This is a genomic window from Fictibacillus nanhaiensis (genome assembly GCF_049537595.1).
In the GTDB taxonomy this organism is placed as follows: domain Bacteria; phylum Bacillota; class Bacilli; order Bacillales; family Fictibacillaceae; genus Fictibacillus; species Fictibacillus nanhaiensis_F.
Genome location: NZ_JBMULM010000002.1, coordinates 360,851 through 384,249, shown reverse-complemented (window position 1 = coordinate 384,249; position 23,399 = coordinate 360,851). Strand labels below are relative to the sequence as shown.

The window sequence follows — 23,399 nt, the reverse complement described above, 5'->3', positions numbered from 1 at the left end:
ACAGAAGAGTTGGATCCTTATTCAGCTCTTTTTATTTTGCTAACTCAACGGTATCCAGATTTTCCTCTGCTTTTAGTACAAGTTTATTTTCTTTCTCATCGTAATAATAGATCTTCATCCGATTATCTGCATCAAATTGAACATCTCCACTATACAAACCAAAATACCCATTTCCCAGTGGTACAAGGTTTTTGTGAAATTCAGTCGTACTATCTGAATTCTCTTCATTGTTATCAATCGTCACATTATTGTTTGCACCAGTAGTAAACAAAAGTAAGATTCCTAAAACAATCAATGTTTTTCGAATGCTGCGCAATTCAGAAGCTGTATCTGAATACATAAAATCACTCCGTTTTTATATTCTCTTTTGTTAATTATCACATAACAGCAAAGAAAAATGATACTAAATTTGGGAGACTTACCCATTTTTTAGTGGTATTCTAAAAATGGTAAAACACTGATTTAAAATGCAGCAAAGAAAGGATGGACATCAAATGGATTTTGTACTGGATCATAAATGGGTGTTTCTCATTCTGGCCGAGACCGTATTTTGGGTTTCTACTTTATCTTTTTTAGTAGTACGTTATTGGTTCAATCTAAAGAAATTAAGCATTGCATTCTTTGTTCTTTTTCTCTTAAATGACCTATGGATTGCTGCGATGGGATATTTTGATTATTTAAGAACAGGAGAATTTTCTACTTATCAGATCATAATTCTGGTTGTCATTGCTTATGCCTTTTTGTATGGGAAAAGCGATTTTCAGAAGTTGGATCGCTTTATTCAGCGAAAGGTCGCAAAATGGCGTGGCTTGCCTGAACCCGAACTGCTCGATTCAAAACCACTTTATGGGATGCAACACGCGCAGCAAGAAAGACAAAATCTTTATAAGCACATTCTTTTATTCATCACCGTACAAGGTATTTTTTGGCTGGTATTTGGACTTTCAGATGCCGTTTCAACTATACAATTAGACTCCCTATGGAAAGATTGGTATGACACAACAAAGACAGATCTGTTCTACAAAAACGATACTGTTAATAATGTCACACGTATTTGGGCGCTGATACTCGCTATTGATATCGTCGTATCTTTGTCTTATACGGTTGCTCCAAAAAAAGAAAAGAAAGCAACGCGTGCCGCTTAAACTAAAAGAGCTTGGGATATTATCATCCCAAGCCCTTTTATAATATTATTTTGATTTTATATTTTGTTTCGATGTCTCTACCCGTTCATTACCCATAAACAATATGACAACAGCCGAAATCGCGATTGGAATTAGTGCATATGTGAATACTGTTGTAATGGAGTCAGACATAGAAGCTGAAATTCCATCAAGTATTTCAGGAGGTATTTTATCACGCTCTCCGGACTGAAACACCTTTTGTGGATCAAGATCTTTAATAGTAGCAGACCCCTGACCTGCAAAGCCTTTTAAATTCTCGCTTATTTTTTCATAAAAAATACGGTTTTGTAGTGCTCCAAAAATGGTTACACCCAGTGTCATACCTAATGATCGCAAAAAGGCATTCGTGGAGTTTGCTGAACCTCGGTAACGAAACTCCATCTTGTTGATAGTGGCTGCAGGTAATAAAGAGAACGAGAACCCCATACCAAAACCTACAGTGACCATAAAGAATGTAAGCATCATCCTAGAAGTATATGGTGTCATTCCACTCAGCATGTACATGCCGGTGAAATAAGAAATTACGGATACAATCATGAGGTTACGGAAGCTGGTTTTGGTTTGAAAAATACCACCGATCATACTTCCAGCAACAGACCCTAACATCATTGGTGTAAGAATTAAGCCTGCACTTGTTGCAGAACCTCCATAAACCGCTTGAACGAAAATAGGAATAAACACGGCTAGTATAATGAATGTTCCACCGTATAGAAAACCTAGAATCTGTGAAGTAGCGAAAAGCCTCTTCTTAAACATCCAAAATGAAATAATCGGTTCGGAAGCTTTTTGTTCTACAGCAAAGAACAAAGTAAAAAAGACAGTAAATATCGTAAACAAAGCTACGATCTGCGTTGAATCCCATGCATATGTCTTGCCACCAAGTTCAAGGGCAAACATCAGACTAACAACTGCGATCACAAGTGTGATGGCACCCCACCAGTCGATCTTTTGCTCGCAATGTTCCAGTGTTTCTTTGTAATAACGAAAGATCAAGTAAAAGGAAGCTGCACCAATTGGAACATTAATATAGAACACCCAATGCCAGCTGATCGCATCTGTAATAAACGCTCCAAGTAAAGGTCCGAGAACACTTGAAGTTCCGAAGACCGCCCCAAGAAGCCCTGTCATCTTTCCTCTCTTTTCTGGAGGGAAAATATCAAAAACAATCGTAAAGGCAATCGGCATCAGTGCTCCCCCACCGATACCTTGAATCGCTCTAAACGCTATCAGCTGCTCCATACTTTGGGCAAGACCGCAAAGGGCAGAACCGATAAGGAAAACAACAAGTCCAAAAATAAAGAATCGTTTTCTGCCATACATGTCGGATAACTTACCGTAAATAGGCATCCCTGCCATTACTGCGACCATATAAGAGCCAGTAACCCATACGAATTTATCAAAACCACCTAGGTCGGCTACAATCGTCCCCATCGCGGTTGCAACAATGGTATTGTCCATCGCGGCCATTAGAATACCTAGCAACAATCCGGCTACGACTAACTTTAGATTTGTTTCTTTATGCACCATAGCGCCATCTCCTAACCTAACACCCTCATGTATACTTAATAAACTTAAGTATACATGAGGGACTGTCCCCCAACAATTTATTTTCTTCGCTAATTCTCTCCATTAAATTAGGGTGTTTTCTTCATATCAACCTATAAAAATAGTTAAATTACGAATTTAATAAATTATCAACACCCCTTATTCCTATTCTTTCACATAGAAAAAGAGACAGCACGTCTGCCGTCTCTTTTTATCTTACCTATTAAAGTTCTAAGATAGAATCTTCACTATCTTGTCCTTCATACATTGCATCTAACATTAAGCCTGTCCAAAGATTTAGATTTAACCCACGGTCCTCATCATCGCCTTCAAGTCCAAGTTCAAGACCAGCGTCTAATGAAGAGTGTAGAGAAGAACGATCTTCATCTTCATCAAATGAGCTCATTAGGTCTGCCATGATTGAAGTGTTTAACATTAGAAAAGTATTTTCAAGCTCATCTTCAGAAGACAGAGAAAGTGCTGTATCTGTGTTAAGCATTGAGCTTAAAGAAGAACGATTTTCTTCGTCTTCAGACATAACAGCCGCCATCACGTCTGTTCCTAGATTTACATTCGCACTTGACTCTTCGTCTTCTTCAGTTGCTTCTACTCCTGCCCATAGACCAGCGTCAGCCATTACAGAAGAGTTATCTTCTTCATCTTCAGAAGTTACGTTCGCCATTACGTCTGTGCCTAGATCTACTTTCGCACTCGACTCCTCGTCTTCCTCAGTTGCTTCTACTCCTGCCCATAAACCAGCGTCAGCCATTACAGAAGAGTTATCTTCTTCATCTTCAGAAGTTACGTTCGCCATTACGTCTGTTCCTACATCTACTTTCGCACTTGACTCTTCGTCTTCTTCAGTTGCTTCTACTCCTGCCCATAGACCAGCGTCAGCCATTACAGAAGAGTTATCTTCTTCATCTTCAGAAGTTACGTTCGCCATTACATCTGTGCCTACATCTACTTTCGCACTTGACTCTTCGTCTTCTTCAGTTGCTTCTACTCCTGCCCATAGACCAGCGTCAGCCATCAAGGAAGAGTTATCTTCTTCATCTTCAGAAGTTACGTTCGCCATTACATCTGTGCCTACATCTACTTTCGCACTTGACTCTTCGTCTTCTTCAGTTGCTTCTACTCCTGCAGCTACACCTGCATTAACAGCAGCCTCTGTATTTGATTCTTCCTCATCTTGAGCTTCAACAGCTGCTTGAACATCTGCTCCTGCATTTAGAGAACTAGAATCTTTGTTATCTTCTTCATTAGAACGAACTTCCGCTTCAACGTTTGTATCTGCGTTTACAGACGCTTTACTTTCATCATCAGAAAAACTTTTAACTGTAGCATCTGTTCCGACTGCCGCATTTGCTTTAGCAGCGTCGTTTTGATCTTCAGTTTTTGATTCCGCTTCAACTCCAGCATCTACAGCTGTACCTACTTGAGCTTTTTCATCTTCTTCACCGGAAGCTTCAGCATTTACATTTGCACCAACGTTTGTTTTTACGCTATTGTGGTTTGAATCATCATCTAAACTCTCTAATTCGATGCCAGTTACAGCACCTAGATCAAGGTTAAGATTAGACTCTTCATCTTTATCAGAAAGTTGAATGTTACTGATCAACCCTGTTCCGATTTTAAGACTCGATGATCCTTCATCTGCAAATGTTTCACTTCCTCCAAAGAATAACCCCGCCGCCGCAGCACCTGTAATCGCAAATGTTCTAATAAAGTTTGATCTTTTCATTGTCATTTCTCTCCTTCTTCTTCTTAATTTTTTTTATCAAATTTGAATTAGAAGAAGAAAGATTGTGGTGGTTGTCCAGGTGGAGCATTTAGCCATTGATCATAATAGTGTCGAACTCCCTCGCCAAGTCGACTTCCTGTTTCAAGCTGTGTATTATTTTGTCCACCGTCTAGGATAGCCAAGAACGTAACAGTGCTTGAAGAAGTCATTGGTCCATTGGATGACCCTGATGGAGATTGTCCACCTTGTGATGATGGAGTTAGCATTTGAGTTTGAGTTGCCTTTTGAGTTACCGGATAATCCGGACTTGTTTTTTGCCGTACAGGTTTCTGGGTTTCTTGATCCCTGCTCTTTTTAAGTACTTCTCCACTCGTACTCGTACTAACTGAATTCTCTATGTCTTTTTCAAAAATTTCTTTTTTGGTCACTACAATCGGTTTTTTGGTTATTACATCTTTCGTTTCATTAATCGTTTCACTAGTATTCGGTTTGTTCCCCACAACAGGTTCAGTGACTGGTGTTGGGGTAGGAGCTGGTTCTGGTTTTGCTTCGACCACTTCCTCAACTTCCGGCTTAGTAGTAACAATCTCTGAAACGACTGGAAGCTTCACCTCTACTTGAGGTTTTTCCGGTGTAACAGGGACCGTAACGTTCACCTCCTGATCTAACACATCGACTTTTATCGATGGTTTTTCAGAAAGGTTAACATCCACGCTCGGTTTAGAGCTTTTTAGCTTTTCTGTCGGAACTGCTTCTTTTACCGTATCGACTGTATTTGTTACCGTTTTGACCGCTTGATCTACTGGCTTTACGGTCTCAGTAACTTTGTTAACCGTTTGATCCACCCTGTCGACAGCACGAGTTGTGTCTTTTACAATATTTGTAACTGTGTTAAGAGTAGGTCTCACAACCTCATCGGAAACTGAATGATCTTTCGTCGAAATGTTCACTTTGTCTGGAACACTTTCAACAATCTCAGTTGTTTCTTTTGTAAGGTCTGTTAATGGAGAAAGAATCCCTCCGCTATCAGCCGATACGATCGCGGGAATACTCATACCCGCTGCGAATACAACCAATTGTACAAATCGTTTCACCTGGTTATCACCTCCTTCTGTAAGTCTTTTCAAATAGCTAACGAAGGTAAATTTGATTTGGATCACTAAAAAAACAAAAAAATTACATTTTGTACACTTAAAACAGGAAATGTGACGCAAAGGCTCACTTGCTTTACAATTAAAGGAGTAAGAAGTTGAGGTGATTTTAAAAATGACACAACATGTTTTTCATCTAAATGCCCATTGGCCAGGTGGAAGAAATGCTACTGGAACGATAGAAACGCAGAATTTGAAGACTAAGGTATCGATACCTCCTGAGATGGATGGACCAGGAATTGGGACGAATCCAGATGAGATGTTGCTTGGAGCAGCGGCAACTTGTTATATCATCACACTCGCTGCCATGATAGAACGAAGTAAGATAGATAAGATAAATTTAACGATGGAGTCAGAAGGATATGTCGACGTTACAAACGGAGTGATTGCGTATCAGAAAATCATTCATCGACCGGTCGTCACGATCAAACATGACCCGTCAAAAAACATTTCGACACTTCTTCAAAAACTCGCCATAAAAGCTGAACATTCGTGTATGATTTCACGAGCATTGAAAGGCAATGTCGAAATAGAGGCGATTTTGACGATAAAAAATGGATGATTATAGAAGAACAGGCCTTCCGTTACCTGTACTTACGAAATTACTTATGTTAGCATAAATGTTAAGGAAGGAAAGTAATTTATTATTTGGGTTCCTAACAAGTTCCCCCATAATAGAAAGGGGACGATGTATCATGAACCATCAAGATGTGAAAACCATACTCTTAAATTTACAGAACAAACAGTATATTGAATCCGATATTACTCACACCTTTAGTGAAAACAATTCAGCTGTTTTTTCTGTTAAGTATTTAAAGAACGATCAAACGTTCGAAGTGATTCAGATTGAAACAAACTCCCTGAAGCGGTTTGAAGATGTCGATTCTGCCGTTCATTGTATTAACAACTTAATCGCTAAATAGAGAACTACTCTTTTTCATAATGAAAGAGGTCAACCAAAGTAATGGTGACCTCTTTTTTGTTTATCTATGGAGATATTTTATCCAATCATTATCCTCAATCGAAATAAAATGATTGGCTTTAGTATTCATTACATACACTAGAGCTTCTATATCTCCAGCTGATGTCTTTATTCTAGCAACAATGCGATCATATAAATTATTTGCTCTATTTTCTATAAAATCTTCGAGCTCGTCTAAACGTTTTAGTTCCTCCGTTGTTACTTCATACAACTCACCTGTTACCCATTTATCTTTTTCAAGAACTAATGCAGGGTAACCACAACCTGTATCGTATAGTTGTCCCTCGGCGTAGCAACTATGTTCTATGTATTTTGCATTCAGCAAATAGTGGGCATTACTTCCCTCTTTTCGAAGCGTCCCGTAAACAAACACTAGTTGTTTTTTCATAAACTCACCTTCTTTTTCATACGAGCATTACCCTTTTGAAAAAAAGACAGCCCAGACCAGTAAACTTAAAAATAGAATTCCCGCTATAGCAGAAAGAGTCAATGCGATTAATATCGTCCAACCTAATCCTTTTCGGTTTGTGAGAATCAGAAAAATACTTAACGTGAAGAAAGTAAAAACAAAACCTAGTATTGACCACAGCCATCGATCTTTATTATATAGCGGTGCTTGAACAAACAAATAATAAGCAATAGCAATCTGTATTAAAGGAACGTATAAGATCTCCAAACACTTTTCATCCCTTCTCATAATATTTTCTTTCCTCAATAAATGTATCATTTTTCTTCAAATAAAAAAGCTTTCAACCACTCCTTGGGCTGAAAGCTTCAGTATAAAATGTACGTTTTTAATATCCTTTTCTCACATCGATAACATGTTCGTTTTTTCGTTTCTTACTCCCTCTAGCAGCGTCAAAAAATAAAACAAGAGCTGTTACGATGTGCATGATCATTCCGATGACTGGCAAGTAGCCGACAATAGAAGTAATAAGCCCTAACACACTTCCTGTAAATCTTTCTTTTTGAACGATACAAATGATGAGTGTGATCAAATGAAAAACAAACATGAATTGAAGTGGTCCCCATGCTGAAGCAAGAATGATGGCTCCTCCTAAGAAAGGAATGCCAAGGAAAGCTTCAATACCACCAGTTATCATTTTCAAAAGTCTCGATATGTTCATGAGACAGCCTCCTCAATGATTGCTATTTATATAATACGGATTTACCACGAAAAAAGTTTCCTATTATAAACATTACCTCTCTATATAAATAAAGAAACCTCCTGTTTTGGAGGTTTCGCTCTCTATTCCTGTATTTTCTTTGCTTCTTCAATAAATGTTGTTATGATCGCCATCATATTCTCGTTGTCATGTCTTAATTCTTCAGGATGCCACTGCGTCCCTAGCAGGAACGTTTTATTCTGGTCTTCCAGCTCTAATGCCTCAATTACACCATCAGAAGCTCTTGCTGCAACACGTAACCCTTTGCCTACTTTTCCGATCGCCTGATGGTGAAAACTATTTACAGCAACCTCTTTTTCACCAATAATTTTATACAGTTTACTGTCTTCTTCAATGCTAACAGTATGAGAAGGTTCTGATCGCGTTGCAGAGGATTGGAAATGATTAATACTGTCAGAAAACTCACTCTCTACATCTTGGATGATTGTTCCTCCATAACTAACATTTAACAAATGATAGCCTCGGCACATGGCTAGAATAGCTTTTTCGTTCTCACGAGCTTTTTTCACAAGTTCAATCTCAAAATCATCACGATTCTTATTGACCTTTTTTACTTTTGGATGAGGTTCCTCATTGTAAGTAATGGAGCTGATATCTTCACCACCTGTAAAGATTAACCCATCACACATTTTTGCGTAAAACTCAGCTTCTTCTGGCTTGCCCATCGGAATCACAATTGGTATTCCTCCTGCATCTCTAACCGTTTCCGCAAATTTATTATAAACAACAATCGTATCAACGTTTTCATTTTGAGTTTCAATCGTATTGATCGACATGATCGTACTTGTTAATCCAATTAATGGCTTTTGAGTCATATATAACTTCCTCTCCAATATGCTGTTCACTCATGTTTTACCTTAAAAACGTAATCATAAACACCCATAATTTATCATTCCTATTACTATTAACCATTTATTCATTCCTATTACATTTTTCATTCAAATAAACGAAAAACAGCTCACTTAATATGTGAGCTGTTTTTATTATTTATATCTTATGCTACTGCATAGGTGGTCTTGGTTTTTTTACAGAATAGACTAGCTCAACATCACCATTCTCTTTTACACATTTAACCGTGTACGTTTTCTCAACACCTTGCTCGGTATTGTGAAAGGTGATTCTATCGCCTTCTTCAAATTCTGATGTACCTGTGTCCCATAATTTCTCGTCATCTGGTTTTCGCATACCTTTCACCTCTCGTTTTCCGAATATTTGCCCCATATGCAATATGCCATTTAACTTTATTTTCCCCCTGAAAGGAAAATGAATCCTAATCGTTTGATTAAACGTGCATATTTTACTCTCGTTATTGAGAATCCAGCATACAAGCTCCTTTGTTCGCTGGGAATAGAGTCCGGCTCAATATCGGAATTGGTATGTCAGCAGTTCAATTAGCTACTCTCTCACCAACCGGTTATGACAAGAATTTATGGACACCTCTTTATTAGTTATTCTTATTATTCATGATATTTATATAAAGTGCGCCTTATCTAATAGTTCTACTAAACAGGTAGAAACCCTTTATATTGTTTAAATTCTTTAATTATTTATTTCTTTAGTTAACTAATTGATAGCAGGTTTAGTTCTTTCGCAACAAACTCCATAAGCTCGGCGATTTTATTAGATGAAAAATCCAACTCGATCCCTGCAGCCTCATAAACTTCTGGAAGGGACTTAGAGCTTCCAAGTTTCAGAGCTTCTTTATATTTATGGATCGTCCCCTCCGGATCTTCTTTGTAATTTTTGTACAACTGAATAGCTCCAAGTTGTGAAATGGCATACTCAACAAAATAGAATGGAACTTCAAATATATGAAGGGTATAGAACCATCCTTTTACTTTCCATTCTTCGTATGAATTCCAATCGATTATGGAAGCACCATAGCGATCTTTCAATTCGCCAAACTTCTTCGTACGTTCTTCCCACGTATGGTTCGGATGTTGATACAGCCAGTGCTGAAACTGATCAATGACCATAATATACGGAAGACTCATCAATGCTCCTTTGAGCTGATCTTTCTTCGCTCGGTTAAGTTCCTCTTCTGTTTTGTAAAACTCGTCCCATCGGTCCATCGTAAATAGCTCCATACTCATACTTGCTAGCTCAGCGGACTCCATTGGAATTTGTTTATAAGCATATAATTCTAAATCGTTCTTTAATAGATCGTGAATCGCATGCCCCATCTCATGCATAAAAACAACTAAGTCACTATCCGTATTGGACATGTTCATAAAGATAAACGGAAGCCCTGTTACAGGTAAAGATTCACAGAATCCACCTTGTGCTTTCCCTTTTCTGCTCGTAAGATCAAAAAGCTTCTTCTCGTTCATTTCATGGACAAGAGAGCCGAATGTAGCATCAAGTTCGCTTAAAACTTTCGCTGATTTATTGATCAACTCCACATCAGAACTTACAGGTTGTAATGGTTTTCGACCGATGGCTTCTGCTTGAACATCCCATGGCTTATAAACATCTACACCAATTTCAGCTTTGTGCTCTTTTTGAAGTTGTATCGTGATCGGAAGAACATGCTCACGTATAGATTCAGCAAGTTCTGTGCAATCCTCTGGCGTGTAGTCAAATCTATTATATTTTTTAAACATATAATCATTAAAACCGTTCAAGCCCGCGTTCTCCGCTTTCTTCACTCGTAGTTGAATCAACTCATCAAGAATACTTTGAAGTTTCTCTTCTTCTTTTAAGATAGGTTCATACAAAGCTTTCATCGCTTTTTCTCTTATGTCACGCTTTGAATCTCTAATATGAACAAAGAGTTCACTAATCGTTACTTCTTTACCTTCCCAATTTGAAGATAGCCCCCCCGTGATCTCAAAGTATTGATTTGTTAGAGCATCCTCTTGTTTTTCAATTTCCAAGTTGGCTTCTTGAAATAGAGCAAATTGTGTTCTTAATTTCTTTTTATATTCTCCGAATTCATCGTCTGGCAGTTCAGCCAAAAATGGTGACTCTAACACTTTCTCGTCCAAAATGGATTGGTACTTTCTAAACAATGGCTTGATGTGTTGCTGATCAAATTCAAATTGCTTTTTAATCTCTTCATCATTACTATGACATTGAAAGGCAATATAATGGCGTAGCATCTCTTCTTCTACTTTTTCGTAGATGCGTTTTTGCTGATTTAAAAAATTCATAAGATCATTTAATGAAGTAATGGTTACGCTTACAAGATTCTCAAACTCTTCTTTTAGTCCATTTATTTTCTGATCGTTCATTTCGATTCCTCCCGAAAACGTTCTATTATTCACTTTACCACAAATAGGAAAATACTAGATAGATGGTATATTTGTTTAAATAGATAAAAATGACCCTTACTCGTACATATGAAGGACGGGTAAGGATCATTTGTTCAAAAATTTATTTATTGATTAACAATTACAGATCATAACTACGTTTCCATCTGGATCTTCTACATTGAACCAAGCTACTTCACCGTGCCACTCGATCTCTCGGATTACTTTCATATTCTTCCCTTGAAGTTCTTTGTAAGCTGCATCAATGTCTGGAGCAAATAGATTAAACATGGGACCAGAACCAGGTGATCGGTGGAAAGATGGATCAAACGTATGATCATCTAGTGATAATCCAGTTTGTCCTGTTACTGGAATGTTATGTACAGGTGATTGCACTTCACTGACATCAATCGTAATTCCCAATAGATCAGCATACCATGCTACAGATTTTTTAAGATCAGTTACATGCACGAATACATTGTTGATGTGGCTTTGTATGGCAGAGATACTCGTTACTTTTTCACTCATGAAAGACGCCTCCTAAAATTTACATTCTTCATACGTTCTTCGATATCCATAAAAAGGTCTGAAATTTTGCGCTTCATAAAAAGTGTGCGATGTACGGGATGCAAGCATCTCCATTCGTGCTGTTGGATACTTCACTTGGATGACGTTCAAGAGCTTTCCACCTAATCCTAGTCCACGATAAGGCTTCGAGATTAGCATCTCGCAAATATAGAGTGTTACGTGTTCATCTGTAAGCCCTCGTGCGTAACCTACTACCTCTTCGTTCTGTAACAGCACATAAGCTATAGTAGATTTACTCCACGCCAGTCTTGTTTCTTCATATCTTTCGACTAATTGTGTCCAACCTTCTTGTTTGTTCAGTTCTTGAATCAGCTCGAAATGATCCTTTTCTATATAAGGAACAACCCTTACATCTTCCACCGCTGTTTTCTCCTCTATAAAAGTGCTTTAACGTTCTGCACACCTTTTTCAACTTCTGAAAGTAGATCTCCTTCAAAATGCTCTTGTTCGATCACGCAATAATCAACTTTTTGTTCATCTGCTAGTCGTAAGAAGCTATCGATATCAAGCAAACCTGTTCCAGCGATCGTGCTCTGTTTTTGTCCATCTTTTTCTACCATATCTTTAAGGTGAAGCGATACACAACGGAAGCGATACTTATTCAACAGCTCTTCAGGCTCGAACCCAGCATATTTTGCCCAATACGTATCCAGCTCCATCTTGACTAAATCAGAATCTGTTTCTTGATAAAGCAAATCAAACGGCATCTTACCTTCAAGCTCGTAAAATTCAAAATCATGATTATGGTAAGCTACACGGATTCCATACTCTTTGCTTCTTAATCCCGCTTCGTTCAACACGTCTGCTACACGCTTGTAATCGTCGATCGATCTTCTTTCCTCTTCTGTTAAATATGGCATGATCATTAAATCATTCTCTAAAATAAGTTGATCTTCCATCTGTTTTTTAAATGCATCTCCAGAGAATTGCTGAAGTGGAATATGAGCTCCAGCAACCGTTAAAGCATTTTCGTCCAATACCTTTTTTACTTCTTTAGCAGATATTCCGTATAGTCCTGCAAATTGGACACTGTCATATCCGATCCCTTTCACTCTTTCTAATGTACCTAATAAATTCTTTTCAGCTTCTTGTTGAATGGAGTATAGTTGCAATCCAATTTTTCTCATGTTTATCTCTCTCCTTTTAAACGTTTACAAAACTTTGTTCATCGATATAGATGCCTGTTTATAACCTAATTTTTTATATAGTTCGATTGCATTTTCGTTCGAACCAAACACATGTAGACCCACATAGTCCGCTCCTTCATCTTTTGATTCATTCTCAAAAAAACGAAGAGCGGTCTGAGCGATCCCTCGCTTACGGAATGCATTCAGCACGTAAATATCATAAAGAAAGGCTTTCTTCTCTTCTTTTGAAACATGAAACCACAGGTAGCCGGCTAATTCATGATCTTCTTTGATATGAAATAAATGCTGTCCTTCTGTTTTTTCCTCATCAGGAAGCAGCTGTTCCATTTGCTTTTCTGCTTTTTCAGTAGCTATTTCTTGATCTAGTTTATAATGTTCCGCGGTATCACGAATATAATCTGGCAGCATAAACTTTAGGTAATCTTTAAACTGCTTGTTGTCCATTCTCTCAAATGTGATCAAACGCCTATCTCCCCTTTACTTCATCAGATATTCGATAATCTTAGGCATCCTTTCTCGCCAAGCTGTCTCATGATGTACTCCACCATCGATTATTTTAAATTGCACGTCGATGTTCTTTTTCTTAAAAACTTCATAGACCTCTTCAGAAGAACGTATGTAATGAGCAGCATCCACCTTTGAGGTATCCTCAGCGGTTCCGATGTCCATATAAAATCGTTCGAGCCCACTTAAATCACTTTCTTCTATGAACCTTTCAATCTCTGTTTGATTAAACCAATAAGCGGAAGAAAGACTTGCTACTCTTTGAAATATATGAGGGTAGCGACATGCTGCGTACGTGGAGATCAGTCCACCCATCGAACTGCCTGCCATTAAGGTTTCGTCAGGTTTTGTTCTGTATTTTTTATCAATCAGCGGCTTTAATGTATGTAGAATAAACTCGATGTACGCTTCCCCTTTTCCTCCATAAACTCCTTCAAATTTAAGAAGTTCGGGTCCTACTGTTGGATTTTCCCATGGTGCGTATTCATTAAAACGTTCGAATCCCTCATGATTACAATCAATACCAACGATGATAAGAGGCGCTTTACTCTTTTTTAAATAGTCAGCTAAGCCCCATGAAACACCGTAGCTGGCGTCTGCATCATGAAACAGGTTTTGCCCATCATGCATATATAGAACAGGGTAATGTTCTTGACTGTCTCTATAATCGTCAGGCAGACACACACGAATCTGTCTTTCTATTCCTCCAAATTGTCCAATAGTCACTTTGAATGTCTGTAGCATTATCTTCTCCCATTCTATTAATCTAGGTTGAGGTTGAAACCGTTAACAAAAAACTGTAAGGTTTCCTGTTCATCTTCATTTAGTTCACGATTAACCTGGACTTTATATTCTTCTTCAATTGCTTGTGGATTACCTTCAAATTCTTTTGTAAGGTTAGCGAACCTTCTCAACATGGATACCTCTGTTAGAAACTCTTGTTTCGTCGCTGCCTTCCAATGAGAGAATATATAAAAATCCGCGTTAAACGATTCTAATTGATCTAACAAATTCAGCGTTCGATTCACCTTATAGTTACTTTTAGGTGCGTACATATTTGCGTAGAGACAATCGGATAAAAATAAAACCTTTTCTTCCTTTATGTATACAATGATCGAATCTGTTGTATGGTCTCCGCCAACATGTTGAAGAACACATGTTACCCCACCTAGATCAATCTCCATATTTTCATGAAACGTAATCGTCGGTAGTTTTATTTTAATGTTTCGGTGATCTGGAAATTCTTTTTTGATAGCTTCTGCACAAAATTCAATTTCAACACCTTGCTTAACTCTCTCATCAAGATCTTTATCGCTCCATGAAAAAGGAAGGAGTTCCTGCATTTTTGTTTTTGTTTCTGCTGAAGAAATGGATGGAATGTTTAAGGCTGGCAATCCAAAAATGTGATCCCAATGCCAGTGCGTAATGACTGCCAGATCAGGTTTTCGAATACCCTTTTTACGCAGTTCATCCAAAAAGTAAGATGCATGTTTTTCTGAGTTTCCTGCATCGATCATCAAAGTCATTTCGTTTCCCACAACGGCTCCTAAAATTGGACGATCTGTGTCTGAAACAGGTGTTTGGTACCAAAAACGTTCTGTTAATTTTTCTAATGTCTGCAAACGATCCAACTCCCCTATTCAAAAACATGTGAACATCTTTATTTTACTTTAAATCATCTCTTAGGGTTAGAAAGATGCACATTTTGGTCCGTTTGTATTTCTTCCGGTATATGAGTTGGTGCATTCGGTACTTTTCTCTTTCTTTGATCAAGGATTTCAGAAGAATAAAGTTTGATGACTAAACTCCCTCCATAGCGTTTGGCACGAATAAGTATAGGCTGATCGTATTTGTTTTGAAATTGAAAGTCTGGTCCGTACCAACTAACGGTCGCGTCTCTCCCTGATGGTACGTATGGAACACGTTTGCTGTGAGAATAGCGTTGAACAATTCTTAGTCCTGCTCGGTCTACTGCATTAAATAAAGTGGAAGATACTTGGCAGATGCCTCCCCCTATTCCCTCTGATAATTCTCCTCTGACGATAATAGGTGCACTTTTATATCCTTTTGCCGTCGTTCTTCTGCCAACAACTTGGTTGAATGAAAAGGTTTCATTCGGAAAAACAACATGACTATCAAGTGCTTTTGCAGCAAGCTCAATGTTTGTTGTTCTGCTATTGTTATTTGAATTAAAGTATGTAACATATTGTCCGATCTGCTGGTTCTTGATATGAGCAAGAACCTCTGTATCCACTTTTGGATAGATATTCATTTCTGGCACATCTATGTTTTTGGGGCCCGTTTCAAAAAAATACGTATAAAACTTTTCTTTAAATAATTTTCGATTTAATTTATAACCAACTTGTCCTGGTATGATACCACCGTAATCATTCAATTTGGCATTAACTGGTGCTTTATATGATGTTTTATCAAGCATATCAACAAATTGATTGTATTTCGTGTCATCGATCATTGGAAACCCAGGTATTGAACCTTCGAACTGTTTTCGGCTTACTTCTGCAAGCTTTTGCCCTCCCAGATTCACTATTAGAGTTTCAGCGCTTTGTTCAGCAGTTGTTGATAATAAAAGAAGTCCAGCTAACCATACTTGCAACATTGATCGATCACTCCGATTAATTATTTCTCTCTCATTCATAAAAACAAAGAGATCACAAACATGACCTCTTTGTTATTTTCATTTAAAATTTGGTTTTCATACTAATTTTTTAGTCTTTTCCATTATCTTTCATCCTTGGTGATGGACTTCTTTTTCCAGGGTGAATATTTGGACTTTAGTTCCACCTTGGCGAACTTTAGGTAACTTTAATGAAGAGTAAGATTTTGATACGGACATGCATCAACTGATCCTGTCACTTGCAGTCCGTGACTCTTTCGAGAATACTTAACACCTTTTTTTGCCGATGCATCTTGTGAAACTTCTTATTTCTTTATATTGTTGAGGCGTTTTTAATTTTTCCTAAAATACGTTTTTTATGTCGCGTTCACACTCAAAAAAATGTCAACAACAAAAACAAACCTGAATCCGTTAAGATTCAGGCCATAGGAATTTATTGTTTTGTATCAAGTGGTTTTAATTTCGCTTCTATTTCTTCACGATGAGTCTCTAAGAACGGTGGTAGTGCAAGTGACTCACCAAGATGTTCAATATCTTCGTCCGTATCAAATCCGGGACCATCTGTTGCAAGTTCAAAAAGAATGCGATTCGGTTCACGGAAATAGAGAGATTTAAAATAAAAACGATCTACAAATCCAGAATTCGGAAACCTTGATGTTTTTACTTTTTCAATCCATTCATGTAGTTCTTCTTCATTATCAACTCGAAAGGCAACATGGTGCACTCCACCTCGACCAAGTCGTTCTTGAGGAAGGTCATTTCGTTCTTCTACATGAATTTCAGCACCGCTTCCCCCTTCACCTGTTTCCAACACAATAATTTCAGGTTGACCTGCCACTTCTGGTGCGTAGCTTCCGATTTTTTTAAAGCCTAATAGTTCAGTTAGCACTTCTACAGTTGGTTCAGCTGAAGGCACAGTTAACCTTACAGGACCAAGGCCAACGACTGCATATTCATGTGGTGTTGTGCTCTTACTCCACGGCTGGCCACCTGCAACTCCTTTGTTGTTTTCATCCGAGACTAAAATCATTCTTTGACCTTCAGGATCTCTAAATGCCAACGTGTTACGGCCTGCACGTTTCTTGATATCTTCTGCTTCAATACCGTGTTCTTTTAAACGCTCTTTCCAAAAGCGAAGTGCATCATCATTTTTTACTCGAAGGGAGATAGCTGAAATGCTGTTGTTACCATCATGGTTTCTACTAGCCATCGGAATTTCAAAAAACGTAAGCTCTGTTCCTGGATTCCCCTTTTCATCACCATAAAACAAATGATAAACGCTTGTGTCATCCTGATTCACCGTTTTTTTAATGAGTCTTAAGCCCATTACTTCTGTATAAAATCTAAAGTTTTCAGGGGCTTTTGCAGTTAACGCAGAAACATGGTGAATTCCTTTAAGTTTCATCATAATCCCTCTTCCATTCCATTTTCTTTTATTATCTCCCTTTGCTAAGAAAATGCCCAACAAAAAGCTTTGCGTACGTTAGTATGCTATTAACATGTGCACGAAAAAAGAAACTCCTGACAAACGGAGTCCCTTACGTATGAATCTATTCGACAACCAGATAATGCATACTAAACCAGTTTTTATCATCACACCATACTTTTTTAGGTGTGAATCCACATTGTCTCGCCATATCTTGAAACTCTTGAATCGTAAACTTATAAGAATTCTCAGTGTGGATAGTCTCTCCTTCAGTAAAGAAGACTTTTTCATTACCGATCGTTATCTTCTGATTTACCAGGCTTACAAGATGCATCTCAATTCTGCCCTTTTCTGCATGATAAAAAGCATGATGTTGAAATTTTTCGAGATCAAAATTTGCCAAAAGTTCTCTGTTTAACCGGTTTAGTAAATTTATATTGAATTGACTTGTGATCCCTTTATTATCATTGTAAGCCGCATTCAACACAGCGTGATCTTTTTTCATATCTACTCCGATCAACAAACCTCCTTTTGGCCGAAGAAAATTTGCTGTCATCTTTAAAAATTTCATTCTTTCCTCAGGCTCAAAGTTCCCAATCGTAGATCCCGGAAAGAACACCGCTTTGCGATTAGATTTAAGATCAGGCACCCCAAACTCATCCGTATAATCGGCAGACACCGCATGCACGTCTAAATGAGGATATTCAATTGACAGAGCTCGTGCGGATTGATATAGAAAATCTTTAGAAATATCGATCGGCACATATTCTTTAAGATCAGGCATAGCCTCAAGAAGCGTCCTAACTTTTTCACTGCTGCCGCTTCCAAACTCCACGAGTGCCGTATCGCTTCCAATTGCGTGAGCCATCTCATCTTTATATTTATTTAAGATCAGCAGTTCTGTTCGGGTCGGATAATATTCTGGGAGCATCGTAATCGCTTCAAATAACTCAGAACCTTTTTTATCATAAAAATACTTAGGTGAAATGAACTTTTTCTCTTGTCGCAGTCCATGAAGTACTTCACTATACATATCTGTTTCAGGTTCGTTTCCGATGTGATAATGAACGTTTGATCTTATCGTTTTCATGTGAGATCCCCCGCTAAGCGAATTCCGCTGAACTGCCATCTTTTATCGGCTTGAAAAAAATTGCGATAAGTAGGTCGGATATGCCATTTCGATGTTGCACACGATCCACCTCGCAAAACGATCTGATTGCACATGAATTTTGCATTATATTCACCGAGCGCACCTTCAAGCGGCTTACTCTGAGGATAGGATGTGTATGGGCTGCTGGTCCATTCCCAAACATCTCCAAACGCTTTTTTTATTGGTGATTTTGAATAAGAATCACCGACAACCGGATGAAACGATTCTTCTTCAACAAAATTCCCCTCTATTGGGAGGGAACTCATCGCATGTTCCCACTCTGCTTCTGTTGGCAACCTTTTTCCGCTCCACCTAGCAAAAGCATCTGCCTCATAAAAACTTACATGGCAGACAGGTTCATCAAGATTTAATTTCTTTTCACCTGTTAATGTGAACGTGTACCAGCCATCCTCACTCTTACGCCAATAAAGAGGATGTTTCCACTTTTCCTTTTTAACTGTTGCCCAGCCATCTGACAGCCAATGCTCAGGCTGTTCATATCCCCCCGCCTCAATAAAAGAAAGATATTCTCCGTTCGTGACGGGATGGGAAGATATCTCGTAAGCATTCAGCCAAACCTTATGACGTGGCCGTTCATTATCAAAGGAGAATCCCGCTCCTGTAAAACCAATTTCAACGAGTCCTCCTTCAATCTTAATTTCAGTGACTTGCGATTTTTGCTCAGAATTTGTGTGATCAGATGAAGAAGAAGATTCTGTGTACGGAGGTAGTAAAGGGTTGCAGCTAAAGTTATATTTTACATCTGTTAAAAGAAGTTCCTGGTGCTGCTGTTCGTGTTGAAGACCGATCTCAATAAGATCCTCAACCTCTTTTGGAAGCTGATCTCCATAGTTCTTAAGAAGACTCAAGATTTCTGTGTTTATGTGGTCACGATAAGCATACACTTCAGCCATCGACGGTCTGGAAAGCACGCCTCTAGAATGTCTGGGATGATACGAACCGATCGTTTCATAGTAGGAATTAAAAAGATAATCAAACTTTGGATTAAAAGGAACATAGGACGGATTTTTTTCTTTTAAGATGAATCGTTCAAAAAACCATGTCGTGTGTGCTAGATGCCACTTTGGCGGACTCACATCTGGCATCGCCTGAATGATCGTATCTTCATTTTGAAGTTTTGATGCAAGTTTTTCTGATAATGACCTGATCCTTTCGAATTGCCCAATTAATCGTTCTACCGCTACCTGATCGATTGCCATAAGTATCCTCCCTTAATTAGCTATTGCTTTCTACCACATTGCCTTCTGTTGGAATAGGATGTTCTTTTAATAACTTTGCAAAGTGAATCAGATTGTACGTCATTATTTTATTGTGCTGCATCGTAAAATCATTTCTGTTGCCTTCCGCCTCTATATAGGAAGGTCCTGGACCTGCTTCACCAACCCAATATGTATCTACATTTGGCGGTAAGGTGAAACCAATGTGAGACAAGCCGTACAGAATGGAAGCACTCGCATGTTTCGCTCCATCCTCATTACCTGTCACAACAACACCTGCTACCTTGTTATAAAATAGATATTGGCCTTTTTCGTTTGTCATTCCACTCGCACCGTATAGCCTCTCTATGCCTTGTGTAGCAAGGCTGCTCTTTTCACCGAGCCAGATCGGCGTTCCGATGATGAGAATATCAGCCTTTTTTACTTTTTCAAAAATCTCTGGCCACTCATCACCCTCTCCTTCATCTGCAGAAACACCATAAGCGATCCTGTAATCAGCAAGCCTTACCATTTCTGTATCTATGTTGCTCTTATTAAAAATATGCACCGCTTCGTTCATCAAGCTTTCGGTATTGGAGACTTCATCACCACTTTTAAGAGACGCATTAAGTAGAAGTGCTTTAATCATGAGATTGTCCCTCCTGTTTAGTACCATATTAAAGTATAAATAGCCGAAAATCAGAAAATTAAAACAACTTAAACGAATTCTTAACAAGGTTGGAATAAAACGATTGAAGATTACTAGGGGTATCCGTTTAGTGAGCTGTGGAAAGTTAGCTTTTCCTTCCGAGGAGGACAATAGCATGTGCAGTGTTTCTGGGGAAAGCACATCTTTAGTATGTATTGTTGCTGGGAAGGTTTATTAAGTCATGGTCGCTAGTAATTAAGCCGAAAACGCTATCAATTAAATCTAAAATAAAATAATTAAGTCTGATTCAGCAACAATTAAGTCAAAATCGAAAAAAATAGGCTTTTCGACAAATGATGACACACCTTCTCTACCTTTTACTCCATAAAAAAAGAGCCTTCCTATATAAGGTGGCTCCCTTAAACAGTATTAATCTTTTAAAAACTTGCGGTCGAAAATGAAAGGTCCGAACGGCAGTACAGAAGAAACTAATGCCAAGAATGCACGCATAATCGGCCACTTCTTCACGTTGTACACATACAGAATGACTAGAATATAAAGCACGAACAATAGACCATGAAGCGCACCAACGATTGATACGGCCATCGGTTGATCTAAGAAATACTTCAACGGCATGGCGATGAAAAGAAGGATTAAGAACGAAGCCCCTTCAAGATATCCTACTGTTCTTAACGTTTTTATTGGATTCATAACTGAATATACCTCCATTATTGCATAATGACGATTCTATCTTTAGTTTTATCATAAGTAGGTAGAAGTTAGACTTCCAAACCATAACTATTGTGTGACAAATTCAAAGAAAAATAGTTGGGGTCAGACCCCCAACTATTTTTCTTTTCCTCACGTTTCATTTTTCCACCAGCGTGTTTGCTCTATTTCTACTACCCTAAAAAGCTGGTTTACTTTTTCAGTCTATTTTTCATATCTGCAATTATCTCTTCGTATGGTGTATTTTCTACTCCATCATATCTGGATACGACTTTTCCTTCTTTATCCACTAAGAAAAAGGCTGATGCATGGATGAACTGGTCTGAGTTAGGATCAGCCACTACTGGTGTTTTGAATGAATCTCTTGCTAACTGTTCGATCTGTTTTTCTTCATAGCCACCAAGAAAGTGCCAGTTCGAAAAGTCTGCGTCATAGTTTTCACCAAACTTCTTCAATGCCTCAGCATTATCTCTTTTTGGATCGATAGAAAAAGATACAAATTCCACATCAATCTTCTCTTCTTTTGCCATACCTTGCAGTTTAGCCATATGTGCAGTCATAGGCGGGCAAACTGTTGTACAATTTGTGAAGATAAAATTCGCCATCCACACTTTACCTTTTAAATCTTTCAATCCAAATTCAGCCTCGTTTTGGTCTTTAAAAGAAAACGACTGAACGTCCCAGTCTAATGACTGAGACGTTTCCTTGCTTTCGCTATTATGTTGTTCGTGGTTCTTATGATTCTCGTGTTCGTCCTTTGATCCATCTGAACCGCATGCTGACAATATTGCCATCGTCAGTACTAGTCCCAAAATCAGCATCATTCTATTCATTTATTCTTCACCTCTAATCATTTTATGACAACCAAGCCTGAATTGGTTTTACACGTGGAATTACAAAGCGATCTAATAAGAATAAGAAAACGAAAGATATACCTGCGAGGGGCATAACAATACCTGTTATGACCATGAGGATGATGATCCAAGGTTTTAGCTTCTTGTCCGATTTTTTTGGCACTCCCAATCTTCCAGAAGGTTTACGTTTCTTCCACATGATGAGTGAGAAGATGACGATTGCTACTAAACCGAGAGCAGCTATTGTTCCTAAAATTTGATTAGCCAGGCCAAAATAATGACCTTCATGGAGCGCAATTCCGATCGAAATCGCTTTAGCCATCCAGCCGTAATCACTAAACCTCACATCTTCCACAATGTCTCCGTTGTACTGGTTAAAATAAACGGTAGCTTCATTTTCCGGTTTATCTCTTGAAGAAGCAACAGTAAATACGCCATCTTCTCCTACAGGCATTGAAATCGTGTAAGGCTTTTGAATCTTGTTCTCTTGCGCTAAGTACATCACTTGATCAACAGAAAGTGATCCGTCATCTTTCGTTGATGTTGGAGCTGGATTGTTCTCCGTTGCCCATGGAATATCTTCTGCGATCTCATCTGTTGTCTTTTCTGCCGTTGGCGCCATGAATGCATAAGTTGGGTAGCCTGCATTTGCATTTGTCGCCAGCTTGTTGATCTGTTCTCCCATCACACCTGACCATGGCAGACCTGTAACGATAAGGATTAATATCATCAACGACAGCCAGAACGCTGTCACTTCGTGAAGGTCTCTCCAGAACATGCGACCATTCTTCTTAAGGCGTGGAAAAATCGTTCCCATTAAAGTCTTTTTGTTTCTTGGCCACCAAATGTATAGACCTGTCACCAATATGATGATCGTCCAACATGCAGCCAGTTCAACGAATCGATTAATGAACGTTCCTCCAACAATCCATTCACTGTGAAGCTTAGCGACAATGTTTTTGAAATGATCCTCATCAAGTATCGTTCCTGTTATAGAGGCTGTGTATGGGTTTACATAAACCTGTGTAGCCATATCATTTTCTATTACTTTTACTAGAGTAGCTCGATTCTCTTCTTTTGGAAGTCGGACCGAACCAATCTCTGCGCCAGGATACTCCGCTTGAACAGTGTCAATCTGCTGCGAGAGAGGAAGGGGTCGTTCACCTTTTTGAACAATGATCTTGTCTTTGTAGATCATCGTTTCAATTTCAGCTTGGAATAAATATAATGCTCCACTAATCGCAAGTAAGATCAAAAAAGGTGCAAATATAATTCCGCCATAAAAATGCCATCTCCAAAACGTCTGGTAGAGACTATTGGATTTTTTTGAAGCATTCTCGTTGTTTTCTGGTAGCTTATAAGCTGTTGCTTGCATATCTATATTCTCCTTATCGTACTCAATATGGAAAAGTATAAACAACAAGCTGCTAATGGTAATCACTCTAAAGGGTGATT

At 38.4% G+C, this 23,399-nt stretch carries 27 protein-coding genes; 3 read left to right on the top strand and 24 right to left on the bottom strand.

Features of this window, described 5'->3' with window-relative positions:
• Positions 1-31 precede the first annotated feature (31 nt).
• Positions 32-340, bottom strand: a complete 309-nt coding sequence (locus tag ACOZ9X_RS13265; protein ID WP_423418593.1) for a hypothetical protein — start codon at positions 338-340, stop codon at positions 32-34.
• Between the two features lie 154 nt (positions 341-494).
• On the opposite strand from ACOZ9X_RS13265, the gene ACOZ9X_RS13260 reads away from it, so the two are divergent.
• Positions 495-1,145, top strand: a complete 651-nt coding sequence (locus ACOZ9X_RS13260; protein ID WP_423418592.1) for a hypothetical protein — start codon at positions 495-497, stop codon at positions 1,143-1,145.
• 45 nt (positions 1,146-1,190) lie between these two features.
• Here the strand turns inward: ACOZ9X_RS13260 and ACOZ9X_RS13255 are convergent, their stop codons facing one another.
• From ACOZ9X_RS13255 to ACOZ9X_RS13245, 3 genes are all read right to left on the bottom strand, one after another.
• Complete coding sequence (locus tag ACOZ9X_RS13255) at positions 1,191-2,711, bottom strand: MDR family MFS transporter (RefSeq protein ID WP_423418591.1); 1,521 nt, start codon at positions 2,709-2,711, stop codon at positions 1,191-1,193.
• Positions 2,712-2,952: 241 nt separating this feature from the next.
• On the bottom strand, positions 2,953-4,473 hold the full coding sequence (locus ACOZ9X_RS13250) for a hypothetical protein (protein WP_423418590.1): 1,521 nt from the start codon (positions 4,471-4,473) through the stop codon (positions 2,953-2,955).
• A 47-nt stretch (positions 4,474-4,520) separates the two neighbouring features.
• Positions 4,521-5,567 carry a hypothetical protein gene (locus ACOZ9X_RS13245; protein WP_423418589.1) on the bottom strand — a complete coding sequence of 349 codons (1,047 nt, stop codon included), beginning with the start codon at positions 5,565-5,567 and terminating at the stop codon, positions 4,521-4,523.
• Positions 5,568-5,739: 172 nt separating this feature from the next.
• Between ACOZ9X_RS13245 and ACOZ9X_RS13240 the strand changes: the two genes are divergently transcribed.
• Together ACOZ9X_RS13240 and ACOZ9X_RS13235 are read left to right on the top strand one after the other, a co-directional pair.
• On the top strand, positions 5,740-6,186 hold the full coding sequence (locus ACOZ9X_RS13240) for an OsmC family protein (protein WP_423418588.1): 447 nt from the start codon (positions 5,740-5,742) through the stop codon (positions 6,184-6,186).
• A gap of 133 nt (positions 6,187-6,319) precedes the next feature.
• A complete protein-coding gene (locus ACOZ9X_RS13235; RefSeq protein ID WP_423418587.1) occupies positions 6,320-6,547 on the top strand; it encodes a hypothetical protein in 228 nt (75 codons plus the stop codon).
• 60 nt (positions 6,548-6,607) lie between these two features.
• Here the strand turns inward: ACOZ9X_RS13235 and ACOZ9X_RS13230 are convergent, their stop codons facing one another.
• From ACOZ9X_RS13230 to ACOZ9X_RS13135, 20 genes are all read right to left on the bottom strand, one after another.
• A complete protein-coding gene (locus tag ACOZ9X_RS13230; protein ID WP_423418586.1) occupies positions 6,608-6,994 on the bottom strand; it encodes a gamma-glutamylcyclotransferase family protein in 387 nt (128 codons plus the stop codon).
• A 27-nt stretch (positions 6,995-7,021) separates the two neighbouring features.
• On the bottom strand, positions 7,022-7,282 hold the full coding sequence (locus ACOZ9X_RS13225; RefSeq protein WP_423418585.1) for a hypothetical protein: 261 nt from the start codon (positions 7,280-7,282) through the stop codon (positions 7,022-7,024).
• A gap of 118 nt (positions 7,283-7,400) precedes the next feature.
• Entirely contained in the window at positions 7,401-7,733 is a 333-nt protein-coding gene (locus ACOZ9X_RS13220) for a hypothetical protein (RefSeq protein ID WP_197222172.1), read from the bottom strand.
• Between the two features lie 122 nt (positions 7,734-7,855).
• Positions 7,856-8,608, bottom strand: coding sequence for a gamma-glutamyl-gamma-aminobutyrate hydrolase family protein (locus ACOZ9X_RS13215; RefSeq protein ID WP_423418584.1), 753 nt, complete (start codon positions 8,606-8,608; stop codon positions 7,856-7,858).
• A 184-nt stretch (positions 8,609-8,792) separates the two neighbouring features.
• Positions 8,793-8,978, bottom strand: coding sequence for a hypothetical protein (locus ACOZ9X_RS13210; RefSeq protein ID WP_423418583.1), 186 nt, complete (start codon positions 8,976-8,978; stop codon positions 8,793-8,795).
• Positions 8,979-9,352: 374 nt separating this feature from the next.
• Positions 9,353-11,026, bottom strand: a complete 1,674-nt coding sequence (locus ACOZ9X_RS13205; protein WP_423418582.1) for a M3 family oligoendopeptidase — start codon at positions 11,024-11,026, stop codon at positions 9,353-9,355.
• A gap of 153 nt (positions 11,027-11,179) precedes the next feature.
• Positions 11,180-11,572: a VOC family protein gene (locus ACOZ9X_RS13200; protein WP_423418581.1), complete on the bottom strand. Its 393-nt coding sequence runs from the start codon at positions 11,570-11,572 to the stop codon at positions 11,180-11,182.
• Between the two features lie 12 nt (positions 11,573-11,584).
• Positions 11,585-11,992: a GNAT family N-acetyltransferase gene (locus tag ACOZ9X_RS13195; protein ID WP_423418580.1), complete on the bottom strand. Its 408-nt coding sequence runs from the start codon at positions 11,990-11,992 to the stop codon at positions 11,585-11,587.
• A 14-nt stretch (positions 11,993-12,006) separates the two neighbouring features.
• Positions 12,007-12,759 carry a sugar phosphate isomerase/epimerase family protein gene (locus ACOZ9X_RS13190; RefSeq protein ID WP_423418579.1) on the bottom strand — a complete coding sequence of 251 codons (753 nt, stop codon included), beginning with the start codon at positions 12,757-12,759 and terminating at the stop codon, positions 12,007-12,009.
• A 24-nt stretch (positions 12,760-12,783) separates the two neighbouring features.
• On the bottom strand, positions 12,784-13,242 hold the full coding sequence (locus ACOZ9X_RS13185) for a GNAT family N-acetyltransferase (protein ID WP_423418578.1): 459 nt from the start codon (positions 13,240-13,242) through the stop codon (positions 12,784-12,786).
• Positions 13,243-13,257: 15 nt separating this feature from the next.
• Complete coding sequence (locus tag ACOZ9X_RS13180; RefSeq protein WP_423418577.1) at positions 13,258-14,028, bottom strand: alpha/beta hydrolase; 771 nt, start codon at positions 14,026-14,028, stop codon at positions 13,258-13,260.
• A 17-nt stretch (positions 14,029-14,045) separates the two neighbouring features.
• Positions 14,046-14,906 (bottom strand): MBL fold metallo-hydrolase, encoded by an 861-nt coding sequence (locus tag ACOZ9X_RS13175; protein ID WP_423418576.1) that lies wholly within the window; start codon positions 14,904-14,906, stop codon positions 14,046-14,048.
• A gap of 53 nt (positions 14,907-14,959) precedes the next feature.
• Positions 14,960-15,901 (bottom strand): VanW family protein, encoded by a 942-nt coding sequence (locus ACOZ9X_RS13170; protein WP_423418575.1) that lies wholly within the window; start codon positions 15,899-15,901, stop codon positions 14,960-14,962.
• A gap of 451 nt (positions 15,902-16,352) precedes the next feature.
• Entirely contained in the window at positions 16,353-17,324 is a 972-nt protein-coding gene (locus tag ACOZ9X_RS13165; protein ID WP_423418949.1) for a ring-cleaving dioxygenase, read from the bottom strand.
• 145 nt (positions 17,325-17,469) lie between these two features.
• Complete coding sequence (egtD, locus tag ACOZ9X_RS13160) at positions 17,470-18,435, bottom strand: L-histidine N(alpha)-methyltransferase (RefSeq protein WP_423418574.1); 966 nt, start codon at positions 18,433-18,435, stop codon at positions 17,470-17,472.
• On the bottom strand, positions 18,432-19,715 hold the full coding sequence (gene egtB, locus ACOZ9X_RS13155) for an ergothioneine biosynthesis protein EgtB (protein WP_423418573.1): 1,284 nt from the start codon (positions 19,713-19,715) through the stop codon (positions 18,432-18,434). Before egtB ends, egtD begins: the two co-directional genes overlap by 4 nt.
• A 16-nt stretch (positions 19,716-19,731) precedes the next feature.
• The gene (locus ACOZ9X_RS13150) at positions 19,732-20,361 is read right to left on the bottom strand and encodes a flavodoxin family protein (protein ID WP_423418572.1); all 630 of its coding nucleotides are present in this window, start codon (positions 20,359-20,361) and stop codon (positions 19,732-19,734) included.
• 429 nt (positions 20,362-20,790) lie between these two features.
• Entirely contained in the window at positions 20,791-21,072 is a 282-nt protein-coding gene (locus tag ACOZ9X_RS13145; protein ID WP_423418571.1) for a DUF3817 domain-containing protein, read from the bottom strand.
• A 209-nt stretch (positions 21,073-21,281) separates the two neighbouring features.
• Positions 21,282-21,923: an SCO family protein gene (locus tag ACOZ9X_RS13140; RefSeq protein WP_423418570.1), complete on the bottom strand. Its 642-nt coding sequence runs from the start codon at positions 21,921-21,923 to the stop codon at positions 21,282-21,284.
• 22 nt (positions 21,924-21,945) lie between these two features.
• Entirely contained in the window at positions 21,946-23,319 is a 1,374-nt protein-coding gene (locus ACOZ9X_RS13135; RefSeq protein WP_423418569.1) for a PepSY-associated TM helix domain-containing protein, read from the bottom strand.
• Positions 23,320-23,399: the final 80 nt, after the last annotated feature.

Coding starts and splice junctions, on each gene's coding strand:
- ACOZ9X_RS13265 (WP_423418593.1), bottom strand. CDS start 340: ATGTATTCAGATACAGCTTCTGAATTGCGCAGCATTCGAAAAACATTG.
- ACOZ9X_RS13260 (WP_423418592.1), top strand. CDS start 495: ATGGATTTTGTACTGGATCATAAATGGGTGTTTCTCATTCTGGCCGAG.
- ACOZ9X_RS13255 (WP_423418591.1), bottom strand. CDS start 2,711: ATGGTGCATAAAGAAACAAATCTAAAGTTAGTCGTAGCCGGATTGTTG.
- ACOZ9X_RS13250 (WP_423418590.1), bottom strand. CDS start 4,473: ATGAAAAGATCAAACTTTATTAGAACATTTGCGATTACAGGTGCTGCG.
- ACOZ9X_RS13240 (WP_423418588.1), top strand. CDS start 5,740: ATGACACAACATGTTTTTCATCTAAATGCCCATTGGCCAGGTGGAAGA.
- ACOZ9X_RS13235 (WP_423418587.1), top strand. CDS start 6,320: ATGAACCATCAAGATGTGAAAACCATACTCTTAAATTTACAGAACAAA.
- ACOZ9X_RS13230 (WP_423418586.1), bottom strand. CDS start 6,994: ATGAAAAAACAACTAGTGTTTGTTTACGGGACGCTTCGAAAAGAGGGA.
- ACOZ9X_RS13220 (WP_197222172.1), bottom strand. CDS start 7,733: ATGAACATATCGAGACTTTTGAAAATGATAACTGGTGGTATTGAAGCT.
- ACOZ9X_RS13215 (WP_423418584.1), bottom strand. CDS start 8,608: ATGACTCAAAAGCCATTAATTGGATTAACAAGTACGATCATGTCGATC.
- ACOZ9X_RS13210 (WP_423418583.1), bottom strand. CDS start 8,978: ATGCGAAAACCAGATGACGAGAAATTATGGGACACAGGTACATCAGAA.
- ACOZ9X_RS13205 (WP_423418582.1), bottom strand. CDS start 11,026: ATGAACGATCAGAAAATAAATGGACTAAAAGAAGAGTTTGAGAATCTT.
- ACOZ9X_RS13200 (WP_423418581.1), bottom strand. CDS start 11,572: ATGAGTGAAAAAGTAACGAGTATCTCTGCCATACAAAGCCACATCAAC.
- ACOZ9X_RS13190 (WP_423418579.1), bottom strand. CDS start 12,759: ATGAGAAAAATTGGATTGCAACTATACTCCATTCAACAAGAAGCTGAA.
- ACOZ9X_RS13180 (WP_423418577.1), bottom strand. CDS start 14,028: ATGCTACAGACATTCAAAGTGACTATTGGACAATTTGGAGGAATAGAA.
- ACOZ9X_RS13170 (WP_423418575.1), bottom strand. CDS start 15,901: ATGTTGCAAGTATGGTTAGCTGGACTTCTTTTATTATCAACAACTGCT.
- ACOZ9X_RS13165 (WP_423418949.1), bottom strand. CDS start 17,324: ATGAAACTTAAAGGAATTCACCATGTTTCTGCGTTAACTGCAAAAGCC.
- egtD (WP_423418574.1), bottom strand. CDS start 18,435: ATGAAAACGATAAGATCAAACGTTCATTATCACATCGGAAACGAACCT.
- egtB (WP_423418573.1), bottom strand. CDS start 19,715: ATGGCAATCGATCAGGTAGCGGTAGAACGATTAATTGGGCAATTCGAA.
- ACOZ9X_RS13150 (WP_423418572.1), bottom strand. CDS start 20,361: ATGATTAAAGCACTTCTACTTAATGCGTCTCTTAAAAGTGGTGATGAA.
- ACOZ9X_RS13145 (WP_423418571.1), bottom strand. CDS start 21,072: ATGAATCCAATAAAAACGTTAAGAACAGTAGGATATCTTGAAGGGGCT.
- ACOZ9X_RS13140 (WP_423418570.1), bottom strand. CDS start 21,923: ATGAATAGAATGATGCTGATTTTGGGACTAGTACTGACGATGGCAATA.
- ACOZ9X_RS13135 (WP_423418569.1), bottom strand. CDS start 23,319: ATGCAAGCAACAGCTTATAAGCTACCAGAAAACAACGAGAATGCTTCA.